At 37.6% G+C, this 15,355-nt stretch carries 16 protein-coding genes; 8 read left to right on the forward strand and 8 right to left on the reverse strand.

Annotation, left to right across the window (positions count from 1 at the left end):
• Window positions 1-10: 10 nt before the first annotated feature.
• From spx to BK137_RS10110, 5 genes are all read right to left on the reverse strand, one after another.
• Complete coding sequence (spx, locus tag BK137_RS10090; RefSeq protein WP_038180286.1) at window positions 11-415, reverse strand: transcriptional regulator Spx; 405 nt, start codon at window positions 413-415, stop codon at window positions 11-13.
• A 202-nt stretch (window positions 416-617) separates the two neighbouring features.
• On the reverse strand, window positions 618-1,505 hold the full coding sequence (locus BK137_RS10095) for a YitT family protein (protein WP_038180285.1): 888 nt from the start codon (window positions 1,503-1,505) through the stop codon (window positions 618-620).
• A 762-nt stretch (window positions 1,506-2,267) separates the two neighbouring features.
• Window positions 2,268-3,830: a ribosomal protection-like ABC-F family protein gene (abc-f, locus tag BK137_RS10100; protein WP_038180267.1), complete on the reverse strand. Its 1,563-nt coding sequence runs from the start codon at window positions 3,828-3,830 to the stop codon at window positions 2,268-2,270.
• A 349-nt stretch (window positions 3,831-4,179) separates the two neighbouring features.
• Window positions 4,180-4,368 (reverse strand): SE1832 family protein, encoded by a 189-nt coding sequence (locus tag BK137_RS10105; protein WP_038180262.1) that lies wholly within the window; start codon window positions 4,366-4,368, stop codon window positions 4,180-4,182.
• 80 nt (window positions 4,369-4,448) lie between these two features.
• Window positions 4,449-5,528, reverse strand: coding sequence for a PseG/SpsG family protein (locus BK137_RS10110; RefSeq protein ID WP_038180261.1), 1,080 nt, complete (start codon window positions 5,526-5,528; stop codon window positions 4,449-4,451).
• 146 nt (window positions 5,529-5,674) lie between these two features.
• On the opposite strand from BK137_RS10110, the gene BK137_RS10115 reads away from it, so the two are divergent.
• Together BK137_RS10115 and BK137_RS10120 are read left to right on the forward strand one after the other, a co-directional pair.
• On the forward strand, window positions 5,675-6,475 hold the full coding sequence (locus tag BK137_RS10115) for an oxidoreductase (protein WP_038180260.1): 801 nt from the start codon (window positions 5,675-5,677) through the stop codon (window positions 6,473-6,475).
• 220 nt (window positions 6,476-6,695) lie between these two features.
• Entirely contained in the window at window positions 6,696-7,259 is a 564-nt protein-coding gene (locus BK137_RS10120; RefSeq protein WP_038180259.1) for an NADPH-dependent FMN reductase, read from the forward strand.
• On the opposite strand, the gene BK137_RS22985 is transcribed toward BK137_RS10120, so the two are convergent.
• A complete protein-coding gene (locus tag BK137_RS22985) occupies window positions 7,218-7,412 on the reverse strand; it encodes a heavy metal-binding domain-containing protein (RefSeq protein WP_051448582.1) in 195 nt (64 codons plus the stop codon). The two genes, BK137_RS10120 and BK137_RS22985, sit on opposite strands and share 42 nt — an antisense overlap.
• Window positions 7,409-7,597, reverse strand: a complete 189-nt coding sequence (locus BK137_RS10130) for a heavy metal-binding domain-containing protein (RefSeq protein ID WP_051448581.1) — start codon at window positions 7,595-7,597, stop codon at window positions 7,409-7,411. Before BK137_RS10130 ends, BK137_RS22985 begins: the two co-directional genes overlap by 4 nt.
• Window positions 7,598-7,670: 73 nt before the next feature.
• On the opposite strand from BK137_RS10130, the gene BK137_RS10135 reads away from it, so the two are divergent.
• From BK137_RS10135 to BK137_RS10160, 6 genes are all read left to right on the forward strand, one after another.
• A complete protein-coding gene (locus tag BK137_RS10135) occupies window positions 7,671-8,264 on the forward strand; it encodes a TetR/AcrR family transcriptional regulator (RefSeq protein ID WP_038180258.1) in 594 nt (197 codons plus the stop codon).
• Window positions 8,265-8,280: 16 nt separating this feature from the next.
• Window positions 8,281-10,464: a DNA topoisomerase III gene (locus tag BK137_RS10140; RefSeq protein ID WP_038180256.1), complete on the forward strand. Its 2,184-nt coding sequence runs from the start codon at window positions 8,281-8,283 to the stop codon at window positions 10,462-10,464.
• Between the two features lie 120 nt (window positions 10,465-10,584).
• Entirely contained in the window at window positions 10,585-11,235 is a 651-nt protein-coding gene (locus BK137_RS10145; protein ID WP_038180254.1) for a hypothetical protein, read from the forward strand.
• A gap of 14 nt (window positions 11,236-11,249) precedes the next feature.
• The gene (gene ybaK / locus BK137_RS10150; protein WP_038180252.1) at window positions 11,250-11,735 is read left to right on the forward strand and encodes a Cys-tRNA(Pro) deacylase; all 486 of its coding nucleotides are present in this window, start codon (window positions 11,250-11,252) and stop codon (window positions 11,733-11,735) included.
• A gap of 124 nt (window positions 11,736-11,859) precedes the next feature.
• The gene (locus BK137_RS10155) at window positions 11,860-12,501 is read left to right on the forward strand and encodes a YczE/YyaS/YitT family protein (RefSeq protein WP_038180250.1); all 642 of its coding nucleotides are present in this window, start codon (window positions 11,860-11,862) and stop codon (window positions 12,499-12,501) included.
• 305 nt (window positions 12,502-12,806) lie between these two features.
• Window positions 12,807-14,006, forward strand: coding sequence for a glycine C-acetyltransferase (locus tag BK137_RS10160; protein ID WP_179078261.1), 1,200 nt, complete (start codon window positions 12,807-12,809; stop codon window positions 14,004-14,006).
• Window positions 14,007-14,173: 167 nt separating this feature from the next.
• Here BK137_RS10160 and BK137_RS10165 read toward each other — a convergent pair whose 3' ends face one another.
• Entirely contained in the window at window positions 14,174-15,337 is a 1,164-nt protein-coding gene (locus BK137_RS10165) for a pyridoxal phosphate-dependent aminotransferase (protein ID WP_038180244.1), read from the reverse strand.
• Between the last annotated feature and the right edge of the window lie 18 nt (window positions 15,338-15,355).

The following is a 15,355-nucleotide window of genomic DNA, read 5'->3' on the forward strand; positions in this document are numbered from 1 at the left end:
AATGTTTCATTCAGCCTTCTAGTGAAAGGCGTTGCATTTCATAAAGCTCATAAGCACGCACCTTGCGTGGGATGAAACGACGAATATCCATATCATTATAGCCAACTTGTAGGCGTTTTTCATCGACCAAAATCGGGCTACGTAGCATTTTTGGATGATCCTTTACAATATCATATAGTTCTTGAATAGAAAGTTGATTTATATCGCAATTTAAGTTTTTGAAGTCTTTAGAGTTTGTAGAAATAATTTCGTCTGTACCATCTTCAGTCATGCTTAAAATCAATTTGAATTCAGACAATGTTAACTGATCAGAGGTAATTCTCTTTTCAGTGAAAGAAATGTTATTTTCCTTTAGCCACTGTAAAGCCTTTTTTGATGATGTACAGCTCGTTTGAGTAAAAATTGTAACAGCCATCTATTTATCCCGCTTTCTCTACTGATTATTATACTTATATCTTACAAGTAAGATATATATAAGTCAATGGTTTTGATATGAAAAACAAGTTAAATTAACATCTAAAGCAGAAAGTTTGAATTTTCGACAAAAATAGTAGCTGATAAATAAAAAAAATCCACTGTACTAATTATGCCCAGTGGATTTTGAAAGTATGAGTTATTTAGTGAACATCTTTTTTCTTAAAGTTTCCGCCTTGAATTTCAGTCATATTACTGAAAGCAAGGAATGCAGAAGGATCGACGTCTTCTACAATGTTTTTTAACTTAGCTTCTTCTAAACGGCTGATAACACAGAAAATCACTTGTTTATCATCTTTTGAATAGCCGCCTTGTCCATTTAAGTAAGTAATACCGCGACCTAAGCGAGACATAATCTGATCTCCAATTTCATCTGCTTCATCACTAATAATCCAGATGGATTTTGTTTGATTCAAGCCTTCAGAAACAAGGTCAATTGTTTTGAATGCAATGAAATATGAAATAAGCGAATACATAGCGCGGTCAAAACCGAATACGAATCCTGCACTACCTAAAATAAATAAGTTCATGAATAAAATAATTTGTCCTACAGAGAAGGGCAACTTTTTATTGAATAAAATGGCTAATGTTTCACTACCATCTAAGCAACCGCCAGCTCTAATTGCAATCCCAACACCAATACCTAGTAATATACCGCCTAAAACCGTAGCTAATAGAGTATCATTTGTAAATGCTGATGAATTATGCATAAATGAAGTCGCTATTGATAAAACGACGATACCATAAGCGACTGAAAAGGCAAATGTTCGACCAATTTGTTTATAGCCTAAATATAGAAATGGTAAGTTAAAGAGGAATAGGAATAACCCTAGTGAAAGATTTGTAAGGTGAGAGGCCATAATGGCAATACCGGTAACGCCACCATCAATCAAGTTGTTTGGGATGAGTACCATTTCCAACCCAACAGCCATGATAAGTGCTCCTATTGTTAAGAAGAAGAGTTTTATTGCATATTTCTTAAGTTTATTTTTTTTTCTTTGTACTATTTTAGCTTTCTTGTCTGAATCCATAAAAACACCTTCCTTATAATAATTTTTACACGATATGTTGCTGATTTCAAGGGATATCTATGAAACCATGGTAAATGTATAGGATTTGAAAAAACTCCGCAAAAGCGGAGTTTTAGTTTTTAGAGAAATAATTAACTTTAGATGCTATTAGCTTGCGGATATTCGTTCTCCAACTTCAGTCGGGCGCTCAAAGTCAAATAGCGACTTTGGCTTCCGCCTTCCAACGACCTCGCAGCTGAACGAGCGCCTTTAGCATTTAGATAGATATCTAGCTTCAGGCGCTAGACTCTCAGAGCGTTTCGGTCTCTCGGCACAAGACAAAAAGCGTCTTGTGTTCGAGCCCTCCAACGCCAATCGAGTCTAAACGAGCGCCATCAGCATTTAGATAGATATCCAGCTTCAGGCGCTAGCGGCTCGGGTCGTTTCAGTCGGGCACTCAAAGTCAAAGAGCGACTTTGGCTTCCGCCTTCCAACAACCTCGCAGCTGAATGAGCGCCTTTAGCATTTAGATAGATATCCAGCTTCAGGCGTTAGCGGCTCGGGTCGTTTCAGTCGGGCACTCAAAGTCAAAGAGCGACTTTGGCTTCCGTCTTCCAACGACCTCGCAGCTGAACGAGCACCATCAGCATTTAGATAGATATCCAGCTTCAGGGGCCAACCCCTCGAGGTCACTTCCACTTTCTCGGTCGAAAATTGAAAAGATATTTTCGATTCGAAAGTTCCAGTGCTTGTCGGGGCTGAGCGGGCCGCTTCAGCATTTAGTTATTGATGTCCAGTTGAGAACCATTCTGCTACGTCCCATACTTTTGTAACTAGACCTTCGTAAAATTCAGGTTCATGGCTGACTAGGATGATTGTGCCTTTGTATTCTCTCATAGCTCGTTTTAATTCTTCTTTTGCATGAACGTCTAAGTGGTTTGTCGGTTCATCGAATAGCATCCAGTTACTTTCATCCATCATTAATTTACAAATACGAACTTTTGCTTGTTCTCCACCGCTAAGTTGGCTTAATGGACGTGAGATGTGCTCGTTTTTCAAACCAGTAGATGCTAGAATGGCACGTACTTGGCTTTGCTCCAAACTTGGATATGCATTCCAAACGTCTTCAATTGGTGTGATGTTACCGGCTTTAACTTCTTGTTCAAAATAAGAAGGGAAGAGGAAGTCACCACGCGTTACTTTACCACCAAGAGGCTGAACTTTGCCAAGCATTGTTTTAAGTAGTGTTGATTTACCAACACCATTCATACCTACAAGGGCAATTTTTTCACCACGTTCAATTTCGAAAGTAAGTGGTGGTAATAGTGGTTTGTCCTTGTCGTAGCCAATTAACAAATTTTCAGCTTCTACGACGTAACGACCCGAGCTACGTGATTCTTTAAAGTTAAACTTAGGTTTTGCTGCTGTTTCTGGACGGTCAATACGTTCCATGCGATCCAATTGTTTTTGGCGCGACTTAGCTCGTCCAGTAGTAGAATATCGTGCTTTATTTTTTGCGATAAAGCCTTCTTGTTTTTTAATAAACTCTTGTTGCTTTTCATAAGCATCGATATGTTGACGCTTGTTAATTTCAGCTAGTTCTAAAAACTTTTCGTAAGTGGCAGTGTAGCGAGTTAGTTTTGAAAATTCTAATTGGAAAATAACATCGACAACGCCATTCATAAATTCTGTATCATGTGAAATTAAGAAGAATGCATGTGGGTAACCTTTTAAATAATTTGAAAGCCAAGTTACATGCTCTTCATCCAAGTAGTTGGTAGGCTCATCAAGTAATAAAACTTTTGGTTTTTCTAATAGAAGCTTCGCAAGTAATAATTTTGTACGTTGACCACCAGAAAGTGCTGTTACATCACGCTCAAGCCCGATTGCATCTAAACCAAGTCCACGTGCAACTTCCTCAATTTTCATATCTAATGTATAAAAATCTCCAGCATCTAAAGCATCTTGAATTTCAGCCATCTGTTCTAATAATTCTTCTAGCTCTTCAGGTGTTGCTTCAGCCATTTTGCCTGTAATTTCGTTCATCTCAGATTCTTTTTGGTAAAGCGGTAAAAAGGCATCGCGTAAAGTTTCACGCATCGTTTTACCTGGTGTTAACACAGTATGCTGATCCAAGTAACCGTAATGTGTGTTCGGTAACCATTCAACTTTGCCTTGGTCATGGATTAATTGTCCCGTGATGATACTCATTAATGTGGACTTTCCTACACCATTAGCCCCAACAAGACCAACATGTTCGCCTTCTACGATACGGAACGATACATCTTTAAAAAGTGTACGGTCGCCGAATGTATGGCCAAGATTTTCAACTGTTAAGATACTCATTATTTTGTCCTCCATATAAAATACGATAGTTGCACTTTATAAAAAAATATTCATTTCCAAACGCATGATTGCAAACGAAGCAATTCGTATTTTTTGTTATAGTTAGTAGTTCGATTTTAGGTCAACATGACGTTGATCATGCAACCGTTGCGACAGGACGTCGCAAACTTAGGTTGCTTTCCTTTAAAAGGCGGTTTTGCATTTAGATGAGATATCCAGCTTCAGGCGCTAGCTGCTTGGGTCGTTTCAGTCGGGCGCTCAAAGTCAAAGAGCGACTTTGGCTTCCGTCTTCCAACGACCTCGCAGCTGAACGAGCGCCATCAGCTTTTACAATAAAAAAAACCCGCAGTTATGACAACGCTGCGAGTTGTTTGTTCAATTCGGCTAGTTGTTGCTCCATGTCTTTTAGGCGCTGTTCGGCCTGTTCGACAGCTGATCCGTTACCTATTGAATCGAGTTTTTCGATGTCACCTTGATGACGGATGTAGTCGCTTTTTAGTTCTAATATTTGGTATTCTATTTCGGCTTTAGTAGGCATGAAAATACTCCTTTATATAGATTTCGACTATTGTAATGTCTAATTCTGGAACTGCGACTAATTTCAACACAGCTTTTTTATTATTGTATCATACGTGGCGTTTTCTTGGTGTGATCTTGTACTAAAAAAGCCTGTGTTTTTGGTGTTCTGTGCGCAAAATTAATGAGCATGGAATAGATGTAATGGTTGTTACTTTGTAGATCGAGCTTTTTTTGGTTTCGAATGGCGCGGTCGCGACGTGCTTCGTGTAAAAGTAGTTCCATAACAGCATTTTGCAAGTGAGATTGTTTTAATTTGCGACCACTTCCAAGTTGAATAAAACCATTTTGATCACGAGGGAATGCGTGCATGATTTCTGTTTCATTTTGAGAGATGACGATACATGGGATGCCTACAACAGCAACTTTGTAAGGGGTATAACTTGCTGCACAAATGACGATTTGGGCTTGGGAAAGTAGAGTTTCAAGCATATCAGCAGCTTGTATAACAGTAATATTCCTACGACTTAAAGCCATCATATTCAATTCATCTATATCATGTGCGTATGAAGGATCTACTAATACAGAGATACGTACAGGAATTTGCAGTTGCATTAAGTGGCGCATTGTTCGATACGTTAAATTTTCCGAATCACTACCTTCATATACGACGACAATATGAGGTCTTTCTCCTTCATCTTCAGTAGAAGTAATGGCTGCAATTTTTTCAGGTACAACAAATGAAGATGGGCCAGTTAAGTAATGAGGGTCTACCTTTTCTCGAATTTCTCTATAAAGTGTATGCAACACGCAATCAGCTGCTTTACCTCCCTCGCCAAAATCATCAAAATGAACGAGAGCAGGGACAATTTCTTTTAATTTCTCCGTATCTTCGAGTTCTGTATTTATGCCATCACGTACAAGTAAATCAGGCTTTAGTTTCGATATATATTGAAGCAACTGTTTTTGATCGCGGTAAGAAATAGGCTCTATTCCTGTCGCTGCTAGCTTTTTCAAGGCTAACTCAGAAGGTTGCTTAATGAAAATGAGAATTTTTTCATCGCTGAACATCTTAACAAGTGTTGCGATTCTTTCAACAGGGTATAGGTCATTATGTGATGAAACTTCAACCGCAAATGCAATCGTTTTTTTAGAATGATTTTCTGTTTGGTTATTAGTCATTTAAATCCCATCCTTTCAACTTATCTATCTACTTTATGGTGGAAAATTAATGATTATGTCTGTAAAATCACTAGAATGTAAGATACATAGGCTAAACTATCCTTCATTTTGGACGGTATATAGAATAGGAAGGGGCGTGAACAGTTATGTTGATGCGTTCAGCAATTGTCGTTGGAGCAACTGGCTTGACTGGACAGGAGCTTGTCAAAGTCCTTTGTGAGAGTGAAGAGTACGCGGAGATTACAGTAATTGCTCGCCGTGCCTTGAATTTTGAACATCCAAAACTTATTGTGAAAATTCGTCAGTTCGATCAATTGGAAGAAATAGATTTCAAATTTTCCCATGAACTTTATTGCTGCCTAGGTACTACACGTAAAAAGGCAGGCTCAAAGGCTATGTTTGAAAAAGTTGACCTTGAATATCCAGTGAATATCGCATCGATAGCAAAAAAATGTGGTATCCCGCATATACTTGTTATTTCAGCTATGGGTGCAAATAAAAATTCTAATTTCTATTACAATCAAGTAAAAGGGAAAATGGAACAAAATTTAATGGCACTGGAATTACCTCAATTATCGATTTTTAGACCATCGTTACTGTTGGGAAATCGTGAGGAAGTACGCCCAGCAGAGAAAATTAGTGGAGCTGTAATGAATATCTTGAATCCTATATTCAGTGGTCCACTTAAAAAGTACCGTGCTATCGCTGCCAATACATTAGCAAAAGCTATGTATAGTGTAGCTATAAAAAATACAAAACAAAAAGTCAGGGTATTAGAATCTGCAGAAATTTCAATGATTGGAAAGATAGACCCATTAGTTGATGATCATGAGGAAATAATTGACGAAGAACTTATCTTTAATTGGGAGAAACGTCAAGATATTTTCATTGAAAAGGAAATACTTGAAGAAGAAAAAATAGACAAACCGTTAAATGATAAACAGTAATATTCAAAAACTGTTGAAGATAGTTAATAATTTTGTCAAAAAATAATTTTCAAAGTAAACCACCTTGTTTAAGTAGGGTGGTTTACTTTGTTTGGCGAAAAATGTAGTTTTCTGTTCCGTCTAAAGACTGAAATTATGTCGAAATTGTGCTTGTCACCTTATATAAAGAATCTGCATTTGTTACAATAACGATAGGAATTTTGAATTGGAGGTAACATCTATGAAGATCTTACTTGTAGACGGTACAATTATCGGAAGAAAAACTGGTGCAATTTTAAAACAAATAGAGACATATATTAAAGAATTTGATGATAGCTTAGAACTAGAATTATTACATCTAGCAGACTTCGAACATCAATTTGTCGATGGTCGTCCATTTGATCAATATAATACTGATATGAAAACACTTGTGAAAAAATTCGAGGAAGCAGACGGTTATATTTTAGCTACACCTATATTCCAAGGATCAATTCCAGGCGTATTAAAAAATGCATTTGATTTCCTACACCCTAAAGCTTTGCGCTACAAACCGGTTTCAATTGTAGCTAATGGTGGTACACAACAACATCACCTAGTTGTAGAAAACCAACTAAAACCAATCCTCGACTACTTCCGTGCACTCGTAACTCCAAACTACGTATACACACATGCTAGTCACTTTGATAAAGACAACAACATCATAGATGAAAATGTTCTTGAACGATTACAAGAATTAGTACGAGTATTCGGGAAGTACTGCGAACTAAGTAATGATCTTCCGAAGGAACCAATCGACCAACATTAAAAGGAGTGGCTTTTGCCACTCCTTTTTAGTTTGTATAAATTTTACTGCTGTGCCATATGCACACACATTAACCGTTGCATCTTTCATAAACTCAGATGTATACAGAACACCTATGACAGCATCTGCCTCTTTTTCTTTTGCCACCACAATCATTCGATTCTTTGTATCTTCAAGTGCTGTTTTGTCATTTCAGTATACGATTTATTTTCCCCACTCATAGTGCCTCTTAAAGAGCCAAGAATATCACGACCAATATTTTTGGAAGTTACAATTACCCCCTCTACTACAGTTATCACTTCTTCAATTGTTGTAATAAGTATTTTTAAATTTTCTTGCACACAAAATTAATACAACTGTACTAATAAAGTAGCACAACTGTATTAAAAACGTTCAATGTGTTATGATTGGGTAATGGAAAAGATAAATAAATTTGAAGTACAAAGAGAAAAAATTGTTCGAGCAACTTGGGCAGTTATTCGAAGAGAGGGACTGGAAAATGCAAGTGTGCGCAACGTTGCACAAGAAGCAAATCTTTCTGTTGGCTCTTTAAGGCACTATTTTTCAACACAAAGTGATCTACTAGTTTATTCAATGGAACTAATTCGAAAAAAATCGGATGAACGAATTGAAGCGATGCGTTTATTTGGCAACGGTCCTTCAATAGAAGATATACTAGAAGTCTTACGTCAGTTTTTGCCGTTAGATTTAGAAAGAAAATTAGAAATGGAGGTTTGGCTATCGTTTTCATCTAAAGCATTAGTGGATGAAGCCATTCGGGCAAAATGTCAGGAGCTTTTAGAAAACTCCTATCAAATTTTGAGAACGATACTTGAATTACTAATATTCTTAAAAGAGGCAAGAGAAGATTTGGATATTGATGTAGAAGTCATTCGATTATATGCCCTCCTTGAAGGGATGTCCTATCATTGCATCATGCTGCCAGATAAATTTACGCCTGAAATCATTAAGCATGTATTACATGAACATTTACAAACGTTAAAATAAGGAGATAAGAATTTATATGGGAAAAAGCTTAGTTTTAGCAGAAAAACCATCTGTAGCACGCGATATAGCACGTGTTTTAGGGTGTACAAAAAAAGGTAATGGCTTTCTAGAGGGGCCTCAATATATTGTTACTTGGGCACTCGGCCATTTAGTTACTCATGCTGATCCAGAACAGTACGATCAGAAGTTTAAAGAGTGGAAGATGGAAGATTTACCGATATTACCGAATCCTTTCAAACTAGTACCTATTCGTCAAACAACAAAACAATACAATGCAGTGAAAGCACAATTAATACGTCAAGACGTCAATCAGATTATTATAGCAACAGATGCAGGGCGTGAAGGGGAGCTAGTAGCTCGCTGGATATTAGAAAAAGCGAAATGCCGTAAACCTGTTAAACGTTTATGGATTTCGTCGGTGACGGATAAAGCTATTAAAGATGGCTTCAAAAACTTAAAAGATGGCCGTTCTTATGAACATTTATATGAGGCAGCTGTAGCACGTGCAGAAGCTGACTGGGTTGTTGGCATTAATGCCACACGTGCTTTGACAGTTAAATATAATGCGCAATTATCCACTGGCCGTGTACAAACACCTACTCTTGCAATGATTGCAGAACGTGAACAACAAATTAAAAACTTTAAACCAAAAACGTATTATGGCTTACAAGCACATACAAACGAAACAAAATTCACTTGGTTTGACCGTCAAAATAATCAATCTCAGTCTTTCCAAAAGGAAAAAATTGAACAGTTATTAAAAAAATTAGACTCTGTAACTGAAGGGGTTATTCAAGATATTCAAACGTCCCCAAAACGTCAATCTGCCCCAGCATTATTTGATTTGACTGAGCTACAAAAAGAGGCACATAAGCGTTGGAGCTGGTCTGCAAAAGAAACACTTTCAACGCTTCAAAATCTTTATGAGCGTCATAAAGTAGTTACTTATCCGCGTACAGATTCAAAGCATTTAACGGATGATATGAAGAGCACATTAAAGGAACGTATTAAAGCATCGGCTGTTGGGGATAATCGAGCTGCAGCGAACCTTTTACTTCGTAACAATTCAGTACAACCACAAAAGGGTGTTATTGATAATGCAAAAGTATCTGACCACCATGCGATCATTCCAACTGAAGAAGTGGCTATTTTACAAGATTTGTCTGATAAAGAACGTCGCTTATACGATTTAATTGTCAAACGGTTTTTAGCTGTTTTCTTTGGCCCGTTCCAATATGATCAAACAACGGTTACGTTAGCTGTGGGTAATGAAGTATTTAAAGTAAAAGGCCGTACAATTCGTGATGAGGGCTGGAAACGTGTATATCAACAAGATGATGATGACGACACAGATGAGCGTTCACTACCGAGCTACAATAAAGGTGATAAAATCGCTATCCGCGCCATTGCAATGACACAAGGTGATACAAAGCCACCAGCCTATTTCAACGAAGGAACATTACTAGCTGCGATGGAAAATCCAGCACAATTTATGAGTGGTGAGTCGAAGGACTTAATCAAAACGTTAAGTGAAACAGGTGGTATTGGCACTGTAGCAACACGTGCAGATATTATTGAGAAGCTATTTAATTCATTTTTAATTGAGAAAAAAGGTAAGGACCTACATGCTACTTCTAAAGGTCGTCAGCTTTTAGAATTAGTACCGACAGATTTAAAATCACCTGCTTTAACTGCAGAGTGGGAACAACAATTAACGAAAATTGCAAAAGGTTCAGCAAAAAAATCGGATTTCATTAATGATATGGTTAATTTTTCTGAAAAAGCTGTTAGTGATATTAAGAAGAGCGATCAAAAATTCAAGCATGATAATGTTACAGGGAAAAGATGTCCAGATTGTGGGAAATTATTACTTGAGGTGAATGGTAAACGTGGTAAAATGCTTGTCTGCCAAGATCGAGCTTGTGGTCACAAGAAAAAAGTATCAATGGTGACGAATGCGCGCTGTCCAGTTTGTCATAAGAAATTGGAACTTCGTGGTGAAGGAGAAGGACGCATTTTCGTTTGCTCATGTGGCCATCGTGAAAAATTATCGGTATTTGAGAAACGTAAGAAGGAAACTGGTAATACAAAGGTTTCTAAAAAAGAAGTCCAAAAATATATGAAAAAACAAGATGATCAACCACAAAACAATGCAATGGCAGAGGCACTGAAGAAACTTTTAGGAACAAAAGATGAATAAATGGGTATTTTTTACCAATAAAATTTTATGAACATTTGAGAACAACGACCTTTTGAATTTTCAGATAACGGTGTTAAAATAGGTTTTAACTATAATGGTATTAGAAAAGAGGTGATTTGCATGAAATTAGCTGCTCGATTAAACAATCAGTATACAGACATTGAAAATCGTAAGCGAGCTCTTAGGCAAAAGAATGCAGGTGATGCTTATCGTAAAACAGCTCAGTATTTTCAACCAAAGTCGAATCCAGCTTTGGAAGAGCTAATGGATTTGCTAACGGGTAAAAAGGAAAAACAACATCAGCCGCAAGTCCAAGCTGCTATTCGTGAGCTTCAACAAAAGGACCATGAATTCCGTGCTAAAGCAAAAGATAACATGGAACAGACATCACCATTAGTTGAGACCTCAGTTGCAGTTAGTCAGGTTATTGAGAAAATGCGTTCCTCTACTAGTGCTACGCTCGAAAAAACAACTGGAGTGTTAGAGAGAGTTCACCATTCAGCATTAGAACCAATGAGACAAGATGTACGTACTGAAGACGAAAATGAGATAATCCAGCAAACTCGTGATCAAATCACCAAAGTAAAACAACCAGTTACAACAGAAGATTCTACTAATCAATTTGGGCAAGTAACAAATTCAACACAAACTTTAGAGCAAAAGCTTAAACAGCGTCTATTTGATCGAGCAATTTCTCGCTATTCATATCATGTGCAGATGGCGAAATCAGGATTTAGAGTGACGCAGCCTAGCTTTTATCGTATTGCTTAGGAGAAGTGAATGTTTTGGCTAAAAATGCAAAAGTACAAAAAACAAATGCAGTGCGCTTATTGGACCAAAAAAAAGTCCCATACTCATTGACAGAATATGAAATCACAGACGGTCAAGTCGATGGTATTTCAGTTGCAGGTAAAATTGGGCAACCTGTCGAGAGTGTTTATAAAACGCTCATTTCTACAGCTAGTAAAGGGAGATTTTACGTTTTCGTCATTCCGGTAGCAGCAGAGCTTAATCTAAAGGCTGCTGCAAAGGCTGTTGGGGAAAAGAAGATAGAGATGCTACCTGTCAAAGATTTATTGCCAACTACAGGGTATATTAGAGGTGGCTGTTCGCCTATTGGTATGAAAAAGTTATTCCCAACCTTCATAGATGAATCAGCAAAAACGATTGACCGTATCTTTGTTAGTGCAGGGAAAATAGGCATGCAAATATGTATCCAACCGGCCGTTTTAGCAAAAATCATCGATGCGAAATTCGCAGCTATTATATAAATCTAGGACAGTATTATTTTAAATAGGAACGAATTTTGTTATAATAGTTTAGTTATCATTGAAAAGCCACTTTATGCTTGTTGCGTAGAGGGCTTTTCATTTTTCTGTAGAAAGAAGGATTCTAGTGAATAAAATAAATAGTTGGCGCTGGGGATTTTTTATGACGGGACTTATCGTCATTGCGCTCGGTGTTTCGTTAACAATTAAAGGGCAAACCTTTGGGGTAGGCTCATGGGATGTACTGCATATAGGTCTATTCAAAAACTTCGGTTTTTCCATTGGTAGTTGGTCAATTATTACTGGCATAATTATTATTGGTATTACAGCAATTGGTACTCGTCAATTGCCTAAGATAGGGACCTTTATCAATATGGTGTGTATCGGTATTTTTATTGATTTCTTCAATTGGTTATTGCCTGATGTTGATCATTTAGCACTACAATTTCTTAGCTTCGTAATCGGTATTATTTTAATAGGTTTAGGTGGCGGAATGTACATCTCAGCAAATCTTGGGGCAGGTCCTCGTGATAGCTTGATGCTTTTAGCTGTAGACAAGCTGGGTTTAAGTATTACTAAAGCCCGTACAATTATGGAAATTGCAGTTGCTGTAGCAGGATGGTTACTTGGTGGTCCTGTAGGTCTTGGTACTGTCCTTATGGCATTTGGTCTTGGTCCTATTGTTCAATTTTCGCTTGCGTATAGCCGCAAATTATTATTGAAATGTATTGGCGAAGAACAAGTAACATTTTCAGAGTTAACGAAATAAGTAGAAAGTGAGTAGATAATTGTCTACTCACTTTTTTAATACTCTAGAATAAGATGAGTGAGTCATAACAGAGAAATTTAGAAGAGGTTATGAATGATGAATTACTTAATAGAATGTACTGTTTCCATCAAAATAATCTAGAAAAGTAAGTATTCTAATTTTTCTGAGTGTACAACTGTGTTTCTTGTAAGGACAGTATGTCTAGTTATTGCAATGAATTTCATATCGCTGTTGGTAATAGTTCTTTTCAGATGTACAAATAACGATGAAAGTATGCTACAATATTTTTATCGAAAATTGAAAGGATGATATTCTTGTCAAACGTACTGAACACATTCGTAGACGACAACTTGCAACAACTGCGCGACCAAGGCTTATACAACGAAATAGATCCAGTAGAAGGCCCGAACGGTTCAGTTATTCAAGTGCGTGGCAAAAATTTGGTCAACCTATCTTCAAATAACTATCTTGGCTTAGCAACAAATGATAAATTAAAGAAAATTGCTCAAGAAGCAATCGAAAAATACGGCGTAGGTGCTGGAGCAGTCCGCACAATCAATGGTACACTCGATCTTCACGTTAAATTAGAAGAGAAACTAGCAGAATTTAAAGGTACAGAAGCAGCCATTTCATATCAATCAGGATTCAACTGTAATATGGCAGCCATTTCGGCTGTTATGGATAAAAATGATGCTATCCTTTCTGATCAACTAAATCACGCATCTATTATAGATGGTTGTCGCTTATCAAAAGCAAAAATTATTGCTTTTAATCACTCTGACATGGACGATTTACGTGCCAAAGCAAAAGCAGCAACTGAATCAGGCTTATACAATAAAGTAATGGTCATCACTGACGGTGTGTTTTCAATGGATGGAGATATCGCAAAACTTCCTGAAATCGTAGAAATTGCGAAAGAATTTGACCTTATTACATATGTGGATGATGCTCATGGATCAGGTGTAACAGGTAAAGGGAAAGGTACTGTGAAGCACTTCGGTTTAGAAAAAGAGATCGACTTCCAAATCGGTACACTGTCTAAAGCAATTGGTGTAGTAGGTGGTTACGTAGCTGGTAAGAAGAATTTAATTGATTGGTTAAAAGTACGTTCTCGTCCATTTTTATTTTCAACAGCTTTACCACCAGGTGATGTTGCTGCAATCACTGCAGCTGTTCAAATGTTAATTGATTCAACAGAACTTTGCGATAAACTGTGGGAAAATGGCGATTATTTAAAAGCGGGTCTGAAAAAACTTGGTTTTAACATCGGCGCATCTGAAACACCGATTACACCGTGTATCATTGGTGACGAAAAACTAACTCAAGCCTTTTCTGCTCGTCTCTTTGAAGAAGGCGTATACGCTAAATCAATCGTCTTCCCAACTGTACCAAAAGGCACTGGACGCGTACGTAATATGCCAACTGCCGCACATACAAAAGAAATGCTAGACGAAGCTTTAGCGACTTATGAAAAAGTAGGTAAAGAGCTAGGCGTAATTTTTTAATATAAAAAATGCTCAGCGCTATGTGTGCTGGGCATTTTATTAGGAAATTTTCTTTGTTAAATCTATAACCATCTGTGATTATGTGACTGTTTTATTGATATATTTATTAAACCCATGCACTGAAAAGCTAACTTATGAAATAAGTTAGCTTTTCAGTTTATAAATACTTAAAATAAATTTAGTTTTGAGATACGAGTTATTGCTTCATGAAGCCTGTCCTCATCAACAAGTAAGCCAACACGTACGTACCCTTCTCCATATTCACCAAAACCATTACCCGCAGCAACTGCTACATCAGCCTGTTCTAGCAATAAATCAGCAAATGTTTCACTCGTATATCCTTTTGGTACAGGAAGCCATGCAAAGAATGATCCTTTTGGAGCTGTCACTGCCCAGCCAATACGATCGCAAGCGACTTTTAATGCGTTCCGGCGGCTTTCATACATAGCCACTAACTCAGTTACACAATCTTGTGAACTAGAAAGTGCTGCAATACCAGCCTCTTGCACAGCAGGAAATAGGCTGACAAATAAATGGTCTTGTACTAAATTTAATGCTTCAATTAACTTTGCGTTACCAACGGCAAAGCCGACCCGCCAACCGGCCATATTATACGTTTTCGATAAAGTATACAACTCAACCCCGACATCTTTAGCACCTTCAGCTTGTAAAAAGCTCACTGGTTTTTCACTATCAAATCCAATTGCTCCATATGCAAAGTCATGCATTACTGCAATATCGTGATCTTTCGCAAACTGCACAGTTTCATCGAAAAATGATAAATTAGCAACAGCACCAGTTGGGTTGTTTGGGTAATTTAAATACATTAATTTCGCACGAGCTTTTACCTCATCTGACACAGTTGTGTAATCAGGTAGGAAGTTGTTTTCCGCTAGTAATGGAAGTGTATCGAACTTGACATCCGCTAGTGCTACGCCTGACCAATAGTCCGGATAACCAGGGTCTGGGAGTAGCATTGAATCACCAGGGTTCATAATAGCTAAAGGTAATTCAACTACACCAATTTTTGTGCCGAAAAGTATGGCTACTTCCGTATCTGTATCAATTTCAACGCCGTATTCTCGCGCATAAAATTCAGCAATGGCTTCCTTGAATTTTGGCAAGCCACGGAATGGAGAGTATTTATGAGTTTGCGGATTAATAACAGCTTCCTGCATAGCTTTTATAATATGAGGAGGCGTTGGTTGGTCTGGATTTCCTTGGCCTAAATTGATGACATCTCTACCTTCCGCAACTGCGGCACCTACTTTTTGTACTAAAGTTGCGAAAAACTGCTTCGGCAACTGTTGTAATCTCGTTGAAAATTCCATCTTCGAACAAACCCCCTT

This window comes from Viridibacillus arenosi, assembly GCF_001955655.1.
GTDB lineage: Bacteria > Bacillota > Bacilli > Bacillales_A > Planococcaceae > Viridibacillus > Viridibacillus arenosi.